This is a genomic window from Pseudomonas fluorescens, from assembly GCF_018614775.1.
GTDB lineage: Bacteria > Pseudomonadota > Gammaproteobacteria > Pseudomonadales > Pseudomonadaceae > Aquipseudomonas > Aquipseudomonas fluorescens_BY.
The window spans coordinates 24,555-40,973 of record NZ_JAGGOF010000066.1 but is presented as its reverse complement, the minus strand read 5'-3'; the positions used below and the strand labels follow the sequence as shown (position 1 = coordinate 40,973).

9 protein-coding genes are annotated in these 16,419 nt (G+C 60.1%); 1 reads left to right on the top strand and 8 read right to left on the bottom strand.

Translation table 11 applies throughout. The features are described 5' to 3' along the window. Positions 1 to 22: 22 nt before the first annotated feature. The 5 genes from J7E36_RS17670 to J7E36_RS17650 form a co-directional block, all read right to left on the bottom strand. Positions 23 to 4,912, bottom strand: a complete 4,890-nt coding sequence (locus tag J7E36_RS17670) for a Tc toxin subunit A (RefSeq protein WP_215005455.1) — start codon at positions 4,910 to 4,912, stop codon at positions 23 to 25. Then, positions 4,909 to 9,255, bottom strand: coding sequence for a SpvB/TcaC N-terminal domain-containing protein (locus tag J7E36_RS17665; protein WP_215005452.1), 4,347 nt, complete (start codon positions 9,253 to 9,255; stop codon positions 4,909 to 4,911). Before J7E36_RS17665 ends, J7E36_RS17670 begins: the two co-directional genes overlap by 4 nt. 162 nt (positions 9,256 to 9,417) lie before the next feature. Next, entirely contained in the window at positions 9,418 to 10,533 is a 1,116-nt protein-coding gene (locus J7E36_RS17660) for a Gfo/Idh/MocA family protein (RefSeq protein ID WP_215005448.1), read from the bottom strand. 154 nt (positions 10,534 to 10,687) lie between these two features. Further along, the gene (locus J7E36_RS17655) at positions 10,688 to 11,455 is read right to left on the bottom strand and encodes an SDR family oxidoreductase (RefSeq protein WP_215005445.1); all 768 of its coding nucleotides are present in this window, start codon (positions 11,453 to 11,455) and stop codon (positions 10,688 to 10,690) included. 24 nt (positions 11,456 to 11,479) lie between these two features. Next, positions 11,480 to 12,547 (bottom strand): phosphotransferase family protein, encoded by a 1,068-nt coding sequence (locus tag J7E36_RS17650; RefSeq protein WP_215005443.1) that lies wholly within the window; start codon positions 12,545 to 12,547, stop codon positions 11,480 to 11,482. Between the two features lie 174 nt (positions 12,548 to 12,721). On the opposite strand from J7E36_RS17650, the gene J7E36_RS17645 reads away from it, so the two are divergent. Further along, positions 12,722 to 13,117, top strand: coding sequence for a DUF4280 domain-containing protein (locus tag J7E36_RS17645; protein WP_215005440.1), 396 nt, complete (start codon positions 12,722 to 12,724; stop codon positions 13,115 to 13,117). A gap of 137 nt (positions 13,118 to 13,254) precedes the next feature. On the opposite strand, the gene J7E36_RS17640 is transcribed toward J7E36_RS17645, so the two are convergent. From J7E36_RS17640 to J7E36_RS17630, 3 genes are all read right to left on the bottom strand, one after another. Continuing rightward, on the bottom strand, positions 13,255 to 13,797 hold the full coding sequence (locus J7E36_RS17640; RefSeq protein ID WP_215005437.1) for a toxin-antitoxin system YwqK family antitoxin: 543 nt from the start codon (positions 13,795 to 13,797) through the stop codon (positions 13,255 to 13,257). 12 nt (positions 13,798 to 13,809) lie between these two features. Continuing rightward, positions 13,810 to 15,819: a type VI secretion system tip protein VgrG gene (gene tssI, locus J7E36_RS17635; protein WP_215005434.1), complete on the bottom strand. Its 2,010-nt coding sequence runs from the start codon at positions 15,817 to 15,819 to the stop codon at positions 13,810 to 13,812. Positions 15,820 to 15,886: 67 nt separating this feature from the next. Then, positions 15,887 to 16,414 (bottom strand): hypothetical protein, encoded by a 528-nt coding sequence (locus J7E36_RS17630; protein WP_215005431.1) that lies wholly within the window; start codon positions 16,412 to 16,414, stop codon positions 15,887 to 15,889. Between the last annotated feature and the right edge of the window lie 5 nt (positions 16,415 to 16,419).

Here is a 16,419-nt window from a genome sequence, read left to right as displayed (position 1 = left end):
CGGCCACAGGGCCACGTGCGGTTCACGTGTAATAAGGAGGTGTCATAAAGTGAGCAGCCTTCACCACGACATATCCATCCGCACTGACGGCCTCATCAACAATGCACTCCCAGCTTTGGCCGCCACCGCTCTCACCAGGACTGAAACTTCTGTAGGAAGCAACCAGTAACTGTCGTCCATTAGTGAATATGGTCCTCATCTCACTGCTGTCGCTCCACGGCTGCTCTGGGCAGTTCGCTGTGAGCGTAAGAGACGTGCCTACATTCGGATTGGAGTTTCCGCTGACTGATGTATAGAAAATCACCAAGGAGTTCATAGATGTCATTAGTTGCGCATTGCTATTAATGATGACCAAGCCGACTTTATATTCATGTTCACTGGCCACCCCCATTCCCTCTATTTTTAGCTTGAGAATGTCTCTCAGCGGCTCAGTCATCGTTTTTACATTGATTTCGAAAGCATGCCCCGCACGGGATGACTCAATATTTTTTCCGGCATCTGGAATGACCACATTCAAAATACTCAAGTCTGTCCCGGAATTTCTCAATGAAAATTCCAGCCCCTCTACCGGCCTGCCTGATTCGTCAACCGCCTTGACATTAAGCGAATAGACCGAGCCTCTCGATAGCAAATTACGCTCAATCCCATAAGGTCCGGAAAGTTCCGCGACGAAATTAAACGGTGGGTAGGCAAAAACCGAAAACTCCACAACATCCTCTTGCCCGGCGACTCTGGCGGTTACGGTTTGGGACCCTGCGGAAAATTTCGATGTGAAACTCGCCATTCCGTTTCGATCGGAAAGAGCAGGCAACCAAGGGCCGTCATTGGACTTCCACTCTATCGATATGCCTCGTCCTTCCTCTTCTCCCACCTGCAGCCAGACATAAAATTCGATTCCATTCGGGCTACCCACCATATATTGGCTGTTCAATGGTTCATGTCTGATAATTCTGGCTTGAGGGTAAATCGTTGTGACGGCACTCGACTTACTCTGGACCGGTGCAGTTGCACTGACCGTTACGGTGACCGTCCCCGTATGAACAGACTTGAATCGCAGTCGAGCCACCCCATCGTCATCGGTTGTGCTGGTCAGCTCAAGCAAGCCTTCGGCATCCGCCGCCCAAGTAACCGTGGTTCCTGCGGCTACCGGATCGCCATTGAGTTCAACCAGCCTGCAACTGAGGCCCACCTCAATGTTCTCCACAACAGTGTTATCAAATCGAACATATTGAAAATATGGGGTGCTGATAAACTTCACGATTGGAAACACCCACTGGGTGCCATTTCCGTATCGTGCGACAACCGTGGCTTCGCCCAGTGGCCCACTGCGCAGACTCGAATGGCTGATGCCTTCGTGGTTGGTCATTGTCTGGTAACGCTGGAACTCGCCCCAAGTCGTGCCCCAGTCCACCAGACGATCAATGCCAAGGTTGGTAAAGTCATCCACCAAGGTGACGCTGAAATTGATCGCTTCGAGTTTATTGGACAGTGCTTCTGAACGATCATGAGTCGGTGCTGAAAAGTGCAACGAGGCTTCATCGCAGCCAATGGTCACCACCGGTGCCAGCACCTTGTCGCCCAACCCATACTCGGCCACCACATGTGCAATGCCCATGGCGTCGCCACTCTCCAGCGTGACACTGCTCTCGCCATACTCGTCGGTCACGGTCGACCGCTTTCCCAGTACGCCCAGATTGGTACTCCAGGTAATAGTGACGCTTTCGAACGGCTCGTCCATGAAATCGAGGAGGGTGATTCTGTAGGTTGCGCTTTCACCAGGCTTGTTGGCCACCAGATAGTCCGGTGTCACCGTGATCACGCTGCTATGGCTTTGCCCGACTTCACCAGCCGGCGTTCCGGGTACGGGCTCGGTGAGGCTGGCCAGCGCCAGTTCCGCGGCATAACGGAAATCCGCCACGTCACTGGTCGGCGTCAAGGCGCCCAAGGCCAATAGCGCCTCGGCATCCAGGTCGATATGCCGTGCCAGGCGGCAGGTGCGTACCAGGAGATCCAACTCGGCGAGGGTGAAGATCACCCCGTCCTCGGGGTTCAGATGAAAGGCGACTGCCAGCACCTGACGCACACCCCAGTCGAGAAAGCCGGCAAGCCTGTTCGCCGCACTGTCGCGGATCAGCCGCTTGTCACCTTCCTGAGCCTTGTCCCAGAGGGTGTTGATCAGTTGCAGATAATCCAACAGCCGCTCTTCGGGTTGAGCGCTCAGGCGTACTGTCGAGGCATATTGAGAAAAGAAGTACAGGGTCTGCAGAGACAATCCGACATCGTCAAGGCCAAACCACTGCGGATGTTGCACGCATTGGTCGATAGATGCCGGGCTAAGGTCCAGATGCGTAGTCACGGCGGCTCGCTTGCCCAGGCTGTCGAGCACCAGCAGCACTTCGTCACCAATCGCCAGTTGTAGGGGGCCGCTGGTATTACCCGCTTGTCCATAGACCCGCAGCACCTCCATCAGCAACTGATAGCGATTGCCCTCGGCCCAGAACAGCAGCACCTTGACCAGCTCGACAGAGCTGTCCAGATAACCGGCCAGCCCTTCCATCAGCAAGGCTTCCTGCGCGCCGCGAGCACGCATGATCATATTGCAGAACTGGGCGTGCAGGCTTTCAATCGGCAGATCGAATCGTTCCAGCACCTCGGCCACGGTGCCGCTCAATGCAGCCTCATAGTTCTCTTCGGTCTCTCCCTTCAAATATTTGACCAGACCCCTGGCCGCCGGGGTGGCTTCCCCGGCCTCGATGAACTCTTTCAGCTCGTCGAACCAATCGATGACGACCGAGGAAAACTCCTCACGGCCCTCTTCATTGATATTAACGACCACGCGGGTTTGCGGCGCACCGATTTCGGCAAAACTGCTGTCGCTGATCAGCGCCGCCGCCAGGCGTGAGTGCATCTGTTTGAGCAAGTTAAGCTCGGCCTCGCTGGCCACCGGCTTGGTCAGCGCCGGCAGCACGATCCGACAGACTTGGCCGACGGTCCATTTGTGCTCGGCCAGCCAGGCACTGGCTTCGACTAGCGCATGGATCACGCTCAAGGTGTCGGTGTTTCCGGATGTCTGGTAGGAGGCGATCTGGGTCGGTCCGGCCAGTTTCGACACCAAATGGCTGCCACCGTTGTCCAGCAGTTCGAGCAATGCCAGCGCCTCGATGGTGGTCAACCCTAAATAATGCGGCAGCTGCACCAACCGATAGAACGCCGACACCACCCCCGGGTTCCAGCGCAAAGGCTCACCGGCATAAGCCTGTTCGATGACCTTGGCGGTAAAGCGGTACATCTCGAAAGTCATGCCCAGAGCGGCGCACAGATGATCGATTTTCCGCCGCTGCGCGTCGTCCTCTGGCGTGATACTGAAGACCTCCCCATCCAGGATCAGGGGAATGGGGAACAGCGCCTGGCTGTTGAATATCTGATCGAACTGCGTCGGCTGCTTACCCCGGCCATGCACAGCCAGTCCCTGGAGCAGGGCGGCAAAGTCCAGGGCGCTGACCTTGTAGCGCGTGCGCAAGCTCTGGAACAAGCCAAGGGCCCGCAGAGTGTCGGTAGTGATCCGATAATCCGGAGTGTGCCTTTCGGCGCCAATCGAGGCTACCAGCAGACGATCAACCTGGTCGAACGGCAGCTTGAGCCAGCGTGCCAGGCGAATCATGCGGTTAAGGCGATCGAAACGATCATGGGACCAGTTGACGATCTGGTGGCTGGGACCCCTTGCAGCGTCGCCAGTCGTTTCAATCGCCAGGGCCGGGCTGATACCGGCATTGACGTACACCGAACCGAACACCGCGCCATCCACCGGCGTCTCGTCCGTACAGAGGAAATTTATCGAAGAGTAGGGCGCATAAGCCCCGACGGACAACAGTGATTCGAGCTCTTCGGTCTTCAGCCCGGTGTGCAGGCAGAAGGTTTGGGTATCGAGCAACCTGAAAACATCACCCTCGCCAAAGTTGACCTTGAAAAAGTGCTCGGGATCAATGCTGGAAGTTTCCAGCAGACGGGTCCTGGGATTGATACGGGCCAAGGCCAGGGATTGCTCGGGTTCCTGATCGGGGTCGAACTCCGGAAAATACGGCGCTTCCAGCAAAATTCCCTGCTGCACCGGACCGAAGCCGGTGTCTTGTACCAGAGCGATATCCGACAGCAGCGAATGCACGCCGGGTTCCTTGAAATAGGGATAGGCCCGGTCGGCGCAACGGATCATGTCTCCGGGTAGGCGCTCCTTGCGCTGCAAGGTGTAATTGATCTGTTGCTGGTAGCGCTCGTAAGGCAAGGTCGTGGGATAACGAACATCCAACAGCACATCGTCCAGCGAGCGCTCGTCACCGAAGCTTTCCAGATAGTGGTACGCCGAGGTTTCCAGTATTTCGTTGACCAGCACCAGGGTCGGTTCGACACGTTCGAGGGCACTATGGTCCAGCCACAGGTCCGCCAGGTCGGGACGCCGCTCGGCCAACAGGATGCGGTTGTCATGCCCCTCGTTCAGCCTGCCGCTTTGCTCGATTTTCTGTACTTCGCGATAGAGATCGGCCAGGTAGGCAACGGGCGAGGTCGTGGCTTCAATCGCATCGGTCGGGCAATGGTTGGCCCAGTCCGGGCGGAACAGATCGTTGTAGGTCGGGGTATCCACCAACCCCCTGATGCCGGTACCGGGTTCGAAGGCCCGGCGTACCGCAGTGGTCAGCCGCTGCTCGCGAAACTGCCGGACCGTGACGACGCTGATGGCCCTGGCTTGTTCATGCAGGGCGCGTGCTTCGCTGATGTGTAAGTTTCTGCCAGTGTCCATCAACTGCTGGAGCGAACCCTTGGCGATCTCCAGCACCGAGTCGTAGTGCTCCAAAAGCTGGGTGCGACCCCGCTCGGTCTTGCTCAACAGCGGCAATAGAGCACTGGGGGGCTTGTTCATGACCGATGGTCTCCCGATAAAGACGCCTTGTTCACCTGGGACTCTTCCAAGGTGTCATTCTCATCCTCGGCAATGCCGTACCACCCCAGATACCGCTGACGTCGCCAATAGCCCATCGCCGTAATCGTCAGGGTCGGGCGCCCGAGAGGGTCGTAGAACTGCTGGTCGCAATGGCCGAAGCGGCGAAACGATTCATCGTTGATGTAGCGATAGCCGTCGGCGAAGTACGGCCGGTAGACCCGCACCGCCAGCCCTCTATTGTTGTATTCGACCCGTTCGCTGACCCGCCAACGCTCGGTGGCCGGTGCGCTCACCGGCTGGTCGTCGTCAAGCACCAGGCTGCCGTCCTCCGCGATTTGATAGGCCATGCCCGGCTCGACCTTCTGCTTGCTTTGCAGGCTGCGGCCAAAGCCATCCCAGCACTGCACGGCGATACGGATCTTGCGTCCGGGGTTGTCCGGTGGTTGTGGATAGCGGTCGGCTTGCAGGACGGCGGCGTGGACCGGCTCACGGCGCTGCATCCAACTGAAGGCATCGCGAAAACAGGCGCTGGCCGCGCCTTGCAGGGCGGCGTCGGGGTCGGTAATGGCTTCGGCGGGCAAACGGACGCCGGGCTGGTACTCGTCTATCGGGTCGAACCCGACCTCGACGCCGCGCTCAGTGCCATGGAAGCTGCTGGCTAACAGTTCACCAAAGCCGTCAAAGCATGCCTCCTGGATGTTCTGGTTCGGATCGACGATGCGCCGGGGCAGCAGGAACCGGTAGTCGACTTCGGCCACGCGGGTGCGACATCCATCGGCGGTGGTGACACTGAGCGGCAGGCAATGATAGACATCGAAAATCATGTCTGTCGGCCCCTGGTTTTCAGTGGGCCGGACGCTGATCAATCGGTAAAACCCCTCCAGTCCGGCGTAAGCCATAAAACCCTTGCGTGTCGACCACAACACCCGCTCCGTTTCTGTTGGCAGCGCGGCGGCCATGGGGCGGTAACCGAGCGTGGGGAGTTTGTCCGCCAGCTCCTCGGGGCTGAGCACTGAGGCATATGCCTGGAGCGCCGACTCATCCAGTTCGGCGGACTCAAGGTAGTCGGCCAAGGCTTCGAAGCTGGCCTGTCCCGCCGGTAAGGTCTGGCCTGCGTGTTGATAGCGCTGTTCGGACAAGTGGGCCAGCACCCGCTGGAAGTTACCGCTGGGCGGGGAATTGAGATGGTCGTACATCGCTTCATGGGAAATGTCTTGCGGCCTGAGTGCCGTCTTCGACAGCACCATCACGTTGCTACGGGACAAATAGGACAAGCCCAGGCGAACGGCTTGTGGATCCTCCAGGTGAATAAATTGCGCTCGGTTTTCATTCAGGTAGTAGAAGCTCTGCGCATCATCGTGGGCCGCACGCCACCAGGTCTGTTCATGGGCTTCGCTGAACGGCGGTTCGTCATGGATACCCTTGCGCCGGGCATAGTAGACCGTCACGTCATGAATCAACCCACCGTAAGGATCCCACGCCAGGCTGATATGGTGCTGACACAGTGGATCGTCAGGTTGACGCTCGTAGGTGTAAGTGATCGATTCCAGTTCCAGCGGGTGCATCCTGCAATAGGGCTGATACTCATTGCGCTGTTGCAACAGACGCACGGCATATCGAGATTGCTGCGCCGAGTAAGGCTTGGCCTGCGACGGGTCGTCGCCGTCGGAACCGAATACCTCCACCCGTAGGGGCCTGCCTGCCAGGGCGTAGGCCATGTCGTGCCAGGTTTCGTCATTGGCATCGCTGATGATTTCGTCCGCTGCGTCACCGTTAGGTGCCAGTAGCAAGGCGCTGCCCAGGGGCACCGCCGCGCTGTCCGAAGGGTCATAATCGAGCCCCGGCAGGTCGGGGGCGCGCCCCGTATGGAACCAGCTTTTACGCAGTAGCGGCGCGGTATAGCCGGCCTGCCGATGTGCGTCGCCAGTGACTTCGCGGTCGGTTTGCAGCACCAGGCCAAAGCCACGGAACTCGCGCTCCAGTCCGTCGTAGAAGCCCTGGCGGTACGCAAAGCGCTGGGTCAGCCGGTTGCCGGTGATTTCATCCAGTTGGGTTTGCAGCGTTGCCACCGGCATCGGAAACGGCACATAACTGGCGACTTCCAGCTGCGCCGCCAGCAAGGCCTGTTTTTCGTCGAGCCATTCCTGGGCCGAGCTGCGGTAGATCACCTCGCCCGCGGCGCCCATGTTGTTGTTCGTGCGGTGCAGCAGATACGGCTTGGCCTGGACAAAATCGCAGCGCCAGTGCTGGGGTTTCATATGGGTAATGGTGATCACCAGGCTAGAGCAGCCGAGCCCTTGCAGGTCGGCAGTGCTGACCTGGCACAAGCGGTCATACCGCACGCCCGGTGGCCAGGGCTGGATCCGTGGCGTGCTTTCAAACCCCATGCCGGTGCGGTTCATGAAGATCTCGGCATGCTCGCTGGTGAGGTAAATCAGGTCAGTCGCACCGGAGCCGTCAAGATCGGCGAGCAACACCCGCGAGGCATCAAAGGCTTCGTAGGCATAATTCAAGGATCCCAGGCGAAAGCCCGGGTCGAAACGACCGTGGCCGCGGTTGGGCCAGCAGACGATTTCGTTGTGGCGAATGCGCACCAGATGCTGCTGGCCAGTGCCCAATACATCACTGAACGCCACCAATTCCGTCTGCGCCTGGCTCAACAGGGGTAAGCGGTCGTCTGGGGCCGTTTCGACGAAGTGAGCGACATCGTTTCCCGCCGCAAAGCCTTCATCTCGACGATTGACGTACAACCGCACGCTGCGTGGGCCGATCAAGGCCAGGTCGGACAAACCACCGCCCATCAGATCGGCCAACTGGCTTTGCGGGTGGAAGAACTCCACGGGAAAGGCGCCAAAGGTGACGAACTTCGACCAGTGGCGATCCGGGTTGAGGGTGAAAAAGCCGCTCACACCGGATTGCGCCATAACCCAATCCAGCCGGCCATCGCCGGTGAGGTCCATCAGTGACTGGCGAACCGGTTTGCGGCTGTCCGTCACCGGAATGGCGTCCAGGCGTTTCCAGGCGTCGTAACTCACTTCATCAGCTGTTTGTGCCGCCTGCGCGCGCAGTGGCTCTCGGTAATACCAAGCCTTGTCGCTGCGATAGAGCACACCGGGCATGCCTTCGCCATACAGGTCGACCAACTGGTATTGCTGGCCGTCGTTGAGGCCGGGCATGGCATCGAATTGCTGACACTCAGCGTCTTCAGTCGAAAACGCCGAATAGCTGAACTCCACCGGTGGGCGCGACTCGATTCGCCCGTGTTCGTCATAGCCTTGCTGATGCGCGGCGGACAGCAGGTTGTAGCCCAGGTCTGTGGTGTGGTACTCAAGTAGCAGCCGTTGTACCAGCAGTGGTTCGCTACCCAGTTCGGGGAAATGGTGGAACATCAGCACTTGCCGGCACAAACGCAGGTTGCCCAGCAGAAAGCCATAGCCGTAGGTAGCGAAAGGGTCGCTGCGAACCGGCCACTGAGCCGTCGGTTCGTAGGCGGGAATGGCCGTCAGCCCCGTGTCGCGTTCGCCATAATCGAAGATCAGATCGAAGTGCCACCGGGCTTGCTCGAGTTCTGTCGGTGCCCAGTGATAAAGGTGCGCGTTCGCCTCGACGTTGCCATAGCGCACTCGGCTCAGGTAACACTGGGCGCGAAAGTCGCGTGGCGTATCGGCGGGCATGCCTGCATGATCCTCGCCGGCGTATTCATAAAGGATATGTTCACCGTGGGCGTTCAGGCTTTCCTCCAGCAGCCACTCGCCGACATGCAGTGCTTCTTTAAGGTCGGTGCTGCGTGACGATGCGTTGAAACCGTACAAATGCAGGCTGCCGTCGGCCCCGTGAATCAACCAGAACCCTGGGTAGTCATCCGCGCAACGCCAATGTTCGATACGTTCGTAGGCGCCTTCTATACGTGGAAAGTAGCGTGCGACCTGATAGACCGTACCCAGGTCCAGACCTTGATAAGTTTCGGCAGGTCGGCGGATGATCGCTCCGTCACCCTCGCGCTCCGGCATCCAAACCATGCCGTCGGGGCCCAATATGACGTCGTCGTCGGTATAGGCCGGCACCCCCTTGCTTGTCCGCCGTGCCACGCAGCCCAGCGACAGCCCCCATCCGATTCCGAACAAGCTGTTGCCCACGCTGCTGCTGTAACCGAGTCGCAAGGCAGGGGCGAAGCCGCGTCCGGGAGAGATCGGCAGAGGCAAGTCGAAAGACGCCTTGCCGGTGGAGCCCACTTCGCCCCAGCCGTTGCCGATGCTCTGAATGGCACCGCCGCCCTTCGGCAACGAAGGAGGGGTGATGCTCAAGGGTTCCGGTTGATTCATTGCCAGGCTCTACGCGAGTGTGCAGAGAGCTAATTTGGCGCAAATCAGGAGTTCCACCCACTGTCAGAGTTGACAGTTCTCTAGCCGTTAATGGAATAAGAAAACGGTAGAAGGCCTATTTCTTACCCCATTACAGTGTTCATAGTCTGAGTCAGTGGAGGGTTATAGCCCGCTGATTTTCACCCAACGCTCCTCCCGCGCCGCCAGGCGAATCGCCGCCGCCAGCCGCTCCACTGCCCAGGCTTCGTTGAAGTCCGTGCCATGGCCTGCTTCGCCGGCAAGGGCCAGGACCAGTTCCTGCACCTCCAGGGTCTTCAACTCGTTGTAGCCCAACTGGTGCCCGGCGGCCGGGCTGAACGCGGCATAACCCGGCAGATCCGGCCCCGCCAGCAGACGCTGGAACCCGGCCTGGCCGGCGCGGCACAGGCGCAGCTCATTGAGCCGTTCCTGATCGAACGTCAGCGTGCCGAGGGTGCCGCTGATCTCGAACGCCAGGTGGTTCTTGTAGCCATGCTTGAGCCAACTGCTGCTCATCGTGCCACGGGCGCCATTGGCGAAACGCAGCAGGGCGTGGCCCTGGTCATCGACGGCGATAGCGCGTTGCTCGACACCGCCGGCGCTGGCCGGGCGCTGGGTGTGCACGGTCTGGCTGTCGGCGCACACCGCCTCGATCTCACCCAACAGGTGACGGGCCATCGCCAGCAAGTGACTGCCCAAGTCGGCCAAGGCGCCGCCGGCATGGGCCGCTTCGCAGCGCCATGACCACGGCGAGCTCGGATCGGCCATGAAGTCTTCGCTGAACTCGCCCTGGAAACTGATGATCTGCCCCAGGTCCCCGCGCTGGATCATCTCCCGCGCCAGTTGGATGATCGGGTTGTGCTGGTAGTTGTAGCCGACCCGCGTGACCACGCCAGCCGCCTTGGCCGCCTGGCGCATCTGATTGGCCTGTTCGAGGGAAACCGCCAGGGGCTTTTCGCAATAGACCGGCTTGCCCGCTGCCAATGCGGCCATGGCCATCGGGAAGTGCAGGTGATTGGGCGTGGTGATGGCGATCAGGTTGACCTTCGGGTCGTCGATCAGGTGCTGCCAGTCGCTGTGAGCCGTCTCGAAGCCCCAGCTCCGGGCGCATTGCCGGGCACGCTGCGGATCGGCGTCGGCCAGGGCCGCCAGCGTCAGGTTCAGGGGGAGGTCGAACACTGCCTTGGCATTGTGAAACGCCAAGGCGTGGGCACGGCCCATGAAGCCGGTGCCAATCAGACCGATGCCGAGTTCGCGCATGAAAAGAGCCCTCTTGAATGGTTATGTTCAGGAGGGCTCTTTATGGAATAAATATTCTCTAAATGCAAATATTGGAATAAATATTCATTTGGTCTGGTAGAGAGCCCTGTGGGAGCGAGCCTGNNGCTCGCTCCCACAGGGACACAGGGCAGTGTCAGGAAAGAAACCCACCGTCCACATTCAGTGCCACACCGGTGGTGTAGCTCGACGCATCACTGGCCAGGTACAGCACCGCGCCGGCCATTTCGCTCGGGTCGGCCACGCGCTTGAGCGGGATCTGCGCCAGGGCGGTTTTCAGGATGGCGTCGTTCTTCACCAGGGCCGAGGCGAACTTGGTGTCGGTCAGGCCCGGTAGCAGGGCGTTGCAGCGAATGCCGAACTGCGCACATTCCTTGGCGAAGACCTTGGTCATGTTGATCACCGCCGCCTTGGTCACCGAATAGATGCCCTGGAAAACTCCCGGCGAGACGCCATTGATCGACGCCACGTTGATGATGCTGCCGCCGCCGTTGTCGCGCATCAATTTGCCGGCTTCCACCGACATGAAGAAGTAGCCGCGGATGTTTACGTCGACGGTTTTCTGGAACGCGCCCAGGTCGGTGTCCAATACGTTGCAGAATTGCGGGTTGGTGGCGGCGTTGTTCACCAGGATGTCCAGGCGCCCGAACTGCTCGCGAATGCCAGCGAATACCTGGCTGATCTGCTCCATTTCGCCGATGTGGCAGGCGATGGCGGTGGCCTTGCCGCCCGCGGCGATGATGGCGTCGGCCACGTGCTGGCAACCGTCGAGCTTGCGGCTGGAAACGATCACGTGGGCGCCTTGCTGAGCCAGCAACTTGGCAATGGCCTCGCCGATGCCGCGGCTGGCGCCGGACACAAAAGCGATTTTACCGTCGAGGTCGAACAACTGAGTCTTGGACATGCTGTTTCCTTGTTGTAGGTGCGCTCAGAGCGTGGATTTGCTGATGACCTGCAGGCTCATCTGCTCCAGCAGTTTGTTCATCTGAACGAACTGCGCGAAGCGTTTGTCCTGGGTCTGGCCATGGAAGAACCGGTAGTAGATCTGCTGGACGATGCCGGCCAGGCGGAACAGGCCGTAGGTGTAGTAGAAGTCGAAATTGTCGATGCGGATGCCGGCGCGCTCGGCGTAATAGTCGACGAACTCGCGACGGGTCAGCATGCCGGGCGCGTGGCTGGGTTGGCGACGCATCAGTTGCACCGGCGCCGGGTCATTGGCCTCGATCCAGTAGGCGAGGCTGTTGCCCAGGTCCATCAACGGGTCGCCGAGGGTGGTCAGTTCCCAGTCCAGCACGCCGATGATCTGCATCGGGTTCTCGGGATCGAGGATCACGTTGTCGAAGCGGTAGTCGTTGTGGACGATGCTCGAGGTAGGGTGGTCGGTGGGCATTTTTTCGTTGAGCCAGGCCTTGACTGCTTCCCATTGTGGCGCGTCGGGGGTCAGGGCCTTCTCGTAGCGCTCGCTCCAGCCGCGGATCTGCCGGGCCACGTAGCCTTCCGGCTTGCCCAGGTCGGCCAGGCCGCAAGCGGTGTAGTCGACCCGGTGCAATTCGACGAGCCGGTCAATGAAACTCTTGCACAGGGTTTCGGTGCGAGCGGCGTCCAGGCCCAGTTCATCCGGTAATTCGGCGCGCAGGATGATGCCCTTGACCCGTTCCATCACGTAGAACTCGGCGCCCATCACCGACTCGTCCGTACAGTGCACATAGGCTTTCGGGCAGTACGGGAAGCCCTCGCGCAGTTGATTGAGGATGCGGAATTCACGGCCCATGTCATGGGCGGATCTGGCTTTGTGGCCGAACGGCGGACGCCGCAGGACGAATTCCTGTTCGGGGTATTCCAGCAGATAAGTCAGGTTCGACGCGCCACCGGGAAACTGGCTTATCCGTGGCGAGCCGGTGAGCCCTGGGATGTGGGCCTTGAGGTACGGGTCGATCAGGTTGGCATCGAGTTCTTCACCGTCGCGCACACGGGTGGACTGATCAGTAAACGCCATGCTTATCCCTTCTGCTTATTTTGGAGGCCATCGATCATTGGCTAATCTAATGGGGTGAGGGGGGCGTCACAAGCACCCCAGGGTCTTATAGGTTAGCGTGTTGCAGGATGATCAGTGGGCCTGATGTGCGCAGGTGAGCTATGGTTTGGGGGGTCGCTTCAAGGAGTCGCCGCGATGGGATGCCCGCAAGTCTGCAGCACCGCCACCTTGCAATGCAGCTTTGGCGCCGCGCCGGCGGTGCTCAACGTATTGCCGGTCAATCGAATGCTGACCGGCGGGATGCCGGCGGCGAACATCATGGATCACATTCCGCTGGTGAACATCACCACGTTCGGCATGTGCATGAGCCTGGCGAACCCGACCGTGGCCGCGGCAACTGCGGCGGCATTGGGTGTATTGACGCCCATGCCTTGTATCCCCGCCACCGCCGCCCCGTGGATCCCCGGTGGCGCACCGACCCTGCTATTGGGCAACATGCCGGCCATCGATGCCAACAGTACCTTGATGTGCACTTGGGCCGGGGTGATCAAGATCGTCGTGCCGGGGCAGGTGCAGATGTTGATTCCCTGACTGGCGCGATCATTCAGGCATCGGTGATCCCCCTGTGGGAGCGGGCTTGCTCGCGAAGGCGGTATATCAGTCACCATTGATGTTGAACGTACCGACGTCTTCGCGGGCAAGCCCGGCTCCCACAGGGGCAGGAATGCTCACGCTTGTGTCGGATCATTCCATCGCCAGAACCACCAGCGTACCCGGGAGATCGGTTTGCCTTCGGCATCCAGCGGTCGCCCATCCTCGGCGTAGGCATGGGCCGGTTCCAACAGTTGGCCATTGAGGTAGCGGGCCTCGACGGCGGGTTTGCCGTTGGCGTGGAAGCGGCGATAGCGGCCGTCGCGCACGCCATCGCGGTAGCACTCGGCTTCGGCCAGTTGCCCGTCGGGGAAGTAGTTGCTGGCATCACCGTGGAGCAACCCGGCGCGGTAGGTGGCCTGGCGCTGCAAGCCGCCTTCGGCTGCATGGAAGCTCGCCACGCCGTGCAATTTTCCGCTGACGAATGGCAATATCGCCGAGACCTTTCCATTGGGGTGGTACAGCGTACTGGTGCCTTGCAGTTCACCTTGGCTGTAGTTGAGTTTCGCCTGGGGGCGATGGGCTTCTTCAATCCGCAGCGGGCCGTCGAGGCGGCCGTCTACCAGTTGACCGTCCAGCTGGCTGTCGCCACGTTCCACGTCGATTTTTTTCGAGGCCATCGCTGCGCTCCGTCAGTTGACCTTCACCAGGCCGCCCTTGATGGTCAACATGCCGCCACCGTCCACGGTCTGTTCGGCGGCGGCCTTGTTGACCAGGCTGATGCCGGCGTCGTTGGTCAGGGTGGTGCCGGCCTTGTTTTCCAGCGAGGTGCCGGCCTGGTTGCTCAGGGCCGTACCGGCCTTCTGGCTGATGGAGGTGCTGGCCTGGGCCGCCAGGTCCGCGCCGCTCTTGATGGCAAAACTGCCGCCGCTTTGCAGGGTGAGGGTGCCGCTGACCTTGATGGTCAGGTTGCCGTCCACCGTCAGGTCGTAGTTGCCGCTGACCTTGTGTGCGTGGTTGCCACCGGTGCTGTGATTCTGGTCCGAGCCCACCGTGACCGTGCGGGTGTCCTTCACATCGAGACTGTCGCTGCCGGTCTGGATCGTCACGCTGCGTTTGCCTTTCTCCAGCGTGACGGTCTCGTCACCTTCCTTGACCGTACGGGTGCGGGCGTTCTGCACCGTGAGGGTTTCATCGTGGCCGACGGTGGCGGTGCTGTCGTTGAGCACGTTGACGTTGAAGTCTTTCTGGGCCTGGAGAAACACCTCCTCGGCATCCTTCTTGTCTTCGAAGCGCAACTCGTTGAAACCGCCGCCACCCTTGGAAGAGTTGGTCTTGATCCCGGATTGGGTCTGGTTCGCCGGCAGCGCATAGGGCAGGGCGTTGTCGCCGTTATAGACGCAGCCGGTTACCAGCGGACGGTCGGGGTCGCCGTCGATGAAGGTGACGATGACTTCCTGGCCGATGCGCGGTACGAACTGCATGCCAAAACCCTTGCCGCTCCAGGGCAATACCACGCGCACCCAGCAAGATGAGGTTTCATCGTTCTTGCCGGTGCGATCCCAGGGAAACTGCAACTTGATCCGGCCATATTCATCGGTCCAGATTTCTTCGCCGGCCTTGCCCACCACCAACGCGGTCTGGGTGTGCATGTGCGGTTTCGGCGTGAGGCGGGCCGGTCGATAAGCGGTAGCCTTGGGGATCGCTTCGAAGCGGTTGCGATAGCCGTCGTGGCTGGCTTCATGGCTGACCGAGGTCACCAGCCAATCAATGTTCAGCGACGGGTCTTCATGCCCGGCGAGGGTGAACCAATAGCCCGGTACCAGCCAGCGGCAGTCGCTTTCACCGACAAAGCGTTGCGCCTGGCTGCGCAAGCCGTCCACCCGCTGCTTGGTCAGCGCATCGCCCTGGGCCTTGGCGGTGTAGCCGCCCGGGTGGTCGTATATCGAGCGTGGTCCGGCCACGGCTTCGGCCTGGCTGTAGAGCGATGTCGTGGGCGTGGTGAACTGGTAATCAGTCGCCTGGTAGACCCCGGCTACCGCTTGCAGGCTCACGTGCCCGGCACGGATGCCGTGCAGTTCCCGCTCGCCCATCTTCTGCCCGAGATAATTCACCGTCGGCCCATTGGGAATCGGCTTGAAGGCGTCGTTGCTGTCGGCCAGGACCAGCGTGTGCGTGCCTTCCTCGTGGGTGAAAAACCAGAAGATTCCGTCCTCTTCCAGCAGGCGCGAGACGAACACCAGGTCCGTCTCGCCGTACTGCACGCAATACTCGCGCGGGGTGTAGCTGCCGCTGAGCTGGAGCTGGAAATCGGTAAAGCCGTGGGCCTTGAAAATCGTCGTGACGATGTCGGAGGTGGCGAGGTTCTGGAACACTCGGTTGTTGCTGGCCAGGCTCAGCCACCAGAGCCAGGGCCGCAGCAGGAGTTGATAGCGTTCGGCGGTGGCGTCGGCGGGAAGCTGGCGGATTTCGGCGACCAGCCAATCCATCGGGCGCAGCAGCGCGTCCTGGTGCAGGGTGGTGGTGACGTGGCTGGCGATGGCCGTGACGAGCGTCAGCGAAGCACCGTCGTTGATGCCGTTGAGGGTGTGTGAGCCCAATGCGTTGAGGCGCTCTTCGCCGGACAGCGAATCAGGGTACAGCGCCGCCAGCGTGGCGGCAGTGAGGGAGAGGGTGGTGTTGCTGTCGGTGGATCGGGGCATTGAAAGGCCTTTTATTAAAGGGTTCCGTGCGCTTGAAGCCTGCTGCTGTTTCTACCCGGGCATTGATTCAAGGAATGTAATCCAGCCCGACATCCCTGGCGTACGTCAGCGATGGCGGGAATCGGTTTATAAAGTCCTGCCACAATGCTCTCGCGGCAACTGGGTTCGCGGCGTTGCAGATGTCATCAATCCATGGGGAAAGATGACTGGCCAGGGCGCTGACGTAGCCTCGGCCAACTTCTGCCAAGTGTGTAATGACTGCCAGTGCCTTGAGCTCGTCCGGCAAATTTGCGAGCGTAGTGTCGTCATCCGTATACCAATCCCGAAACAGCTGGGCTGCCGCCACGCCGCCATCGTGATGGCCGGCGGCCCACGTTGCTACATCGTTATAACGGTGGCACCTATTGTTCGTCCGTATCACCGGATCGTGAGGTTGCCAACCTCTCCCAAGTCTTATCGGTAAGTTTGAAGCGTTAAACTGACCATTGACATGCAAAATAATCGCGTCGCGCTCAACGGCGTTATTGGCAATCCCCGCCTTCGCGAGCCAGAACCTGCCGTAAGTAATCAGTACGTCTGCTTCTGCTTTTGACATGTCGC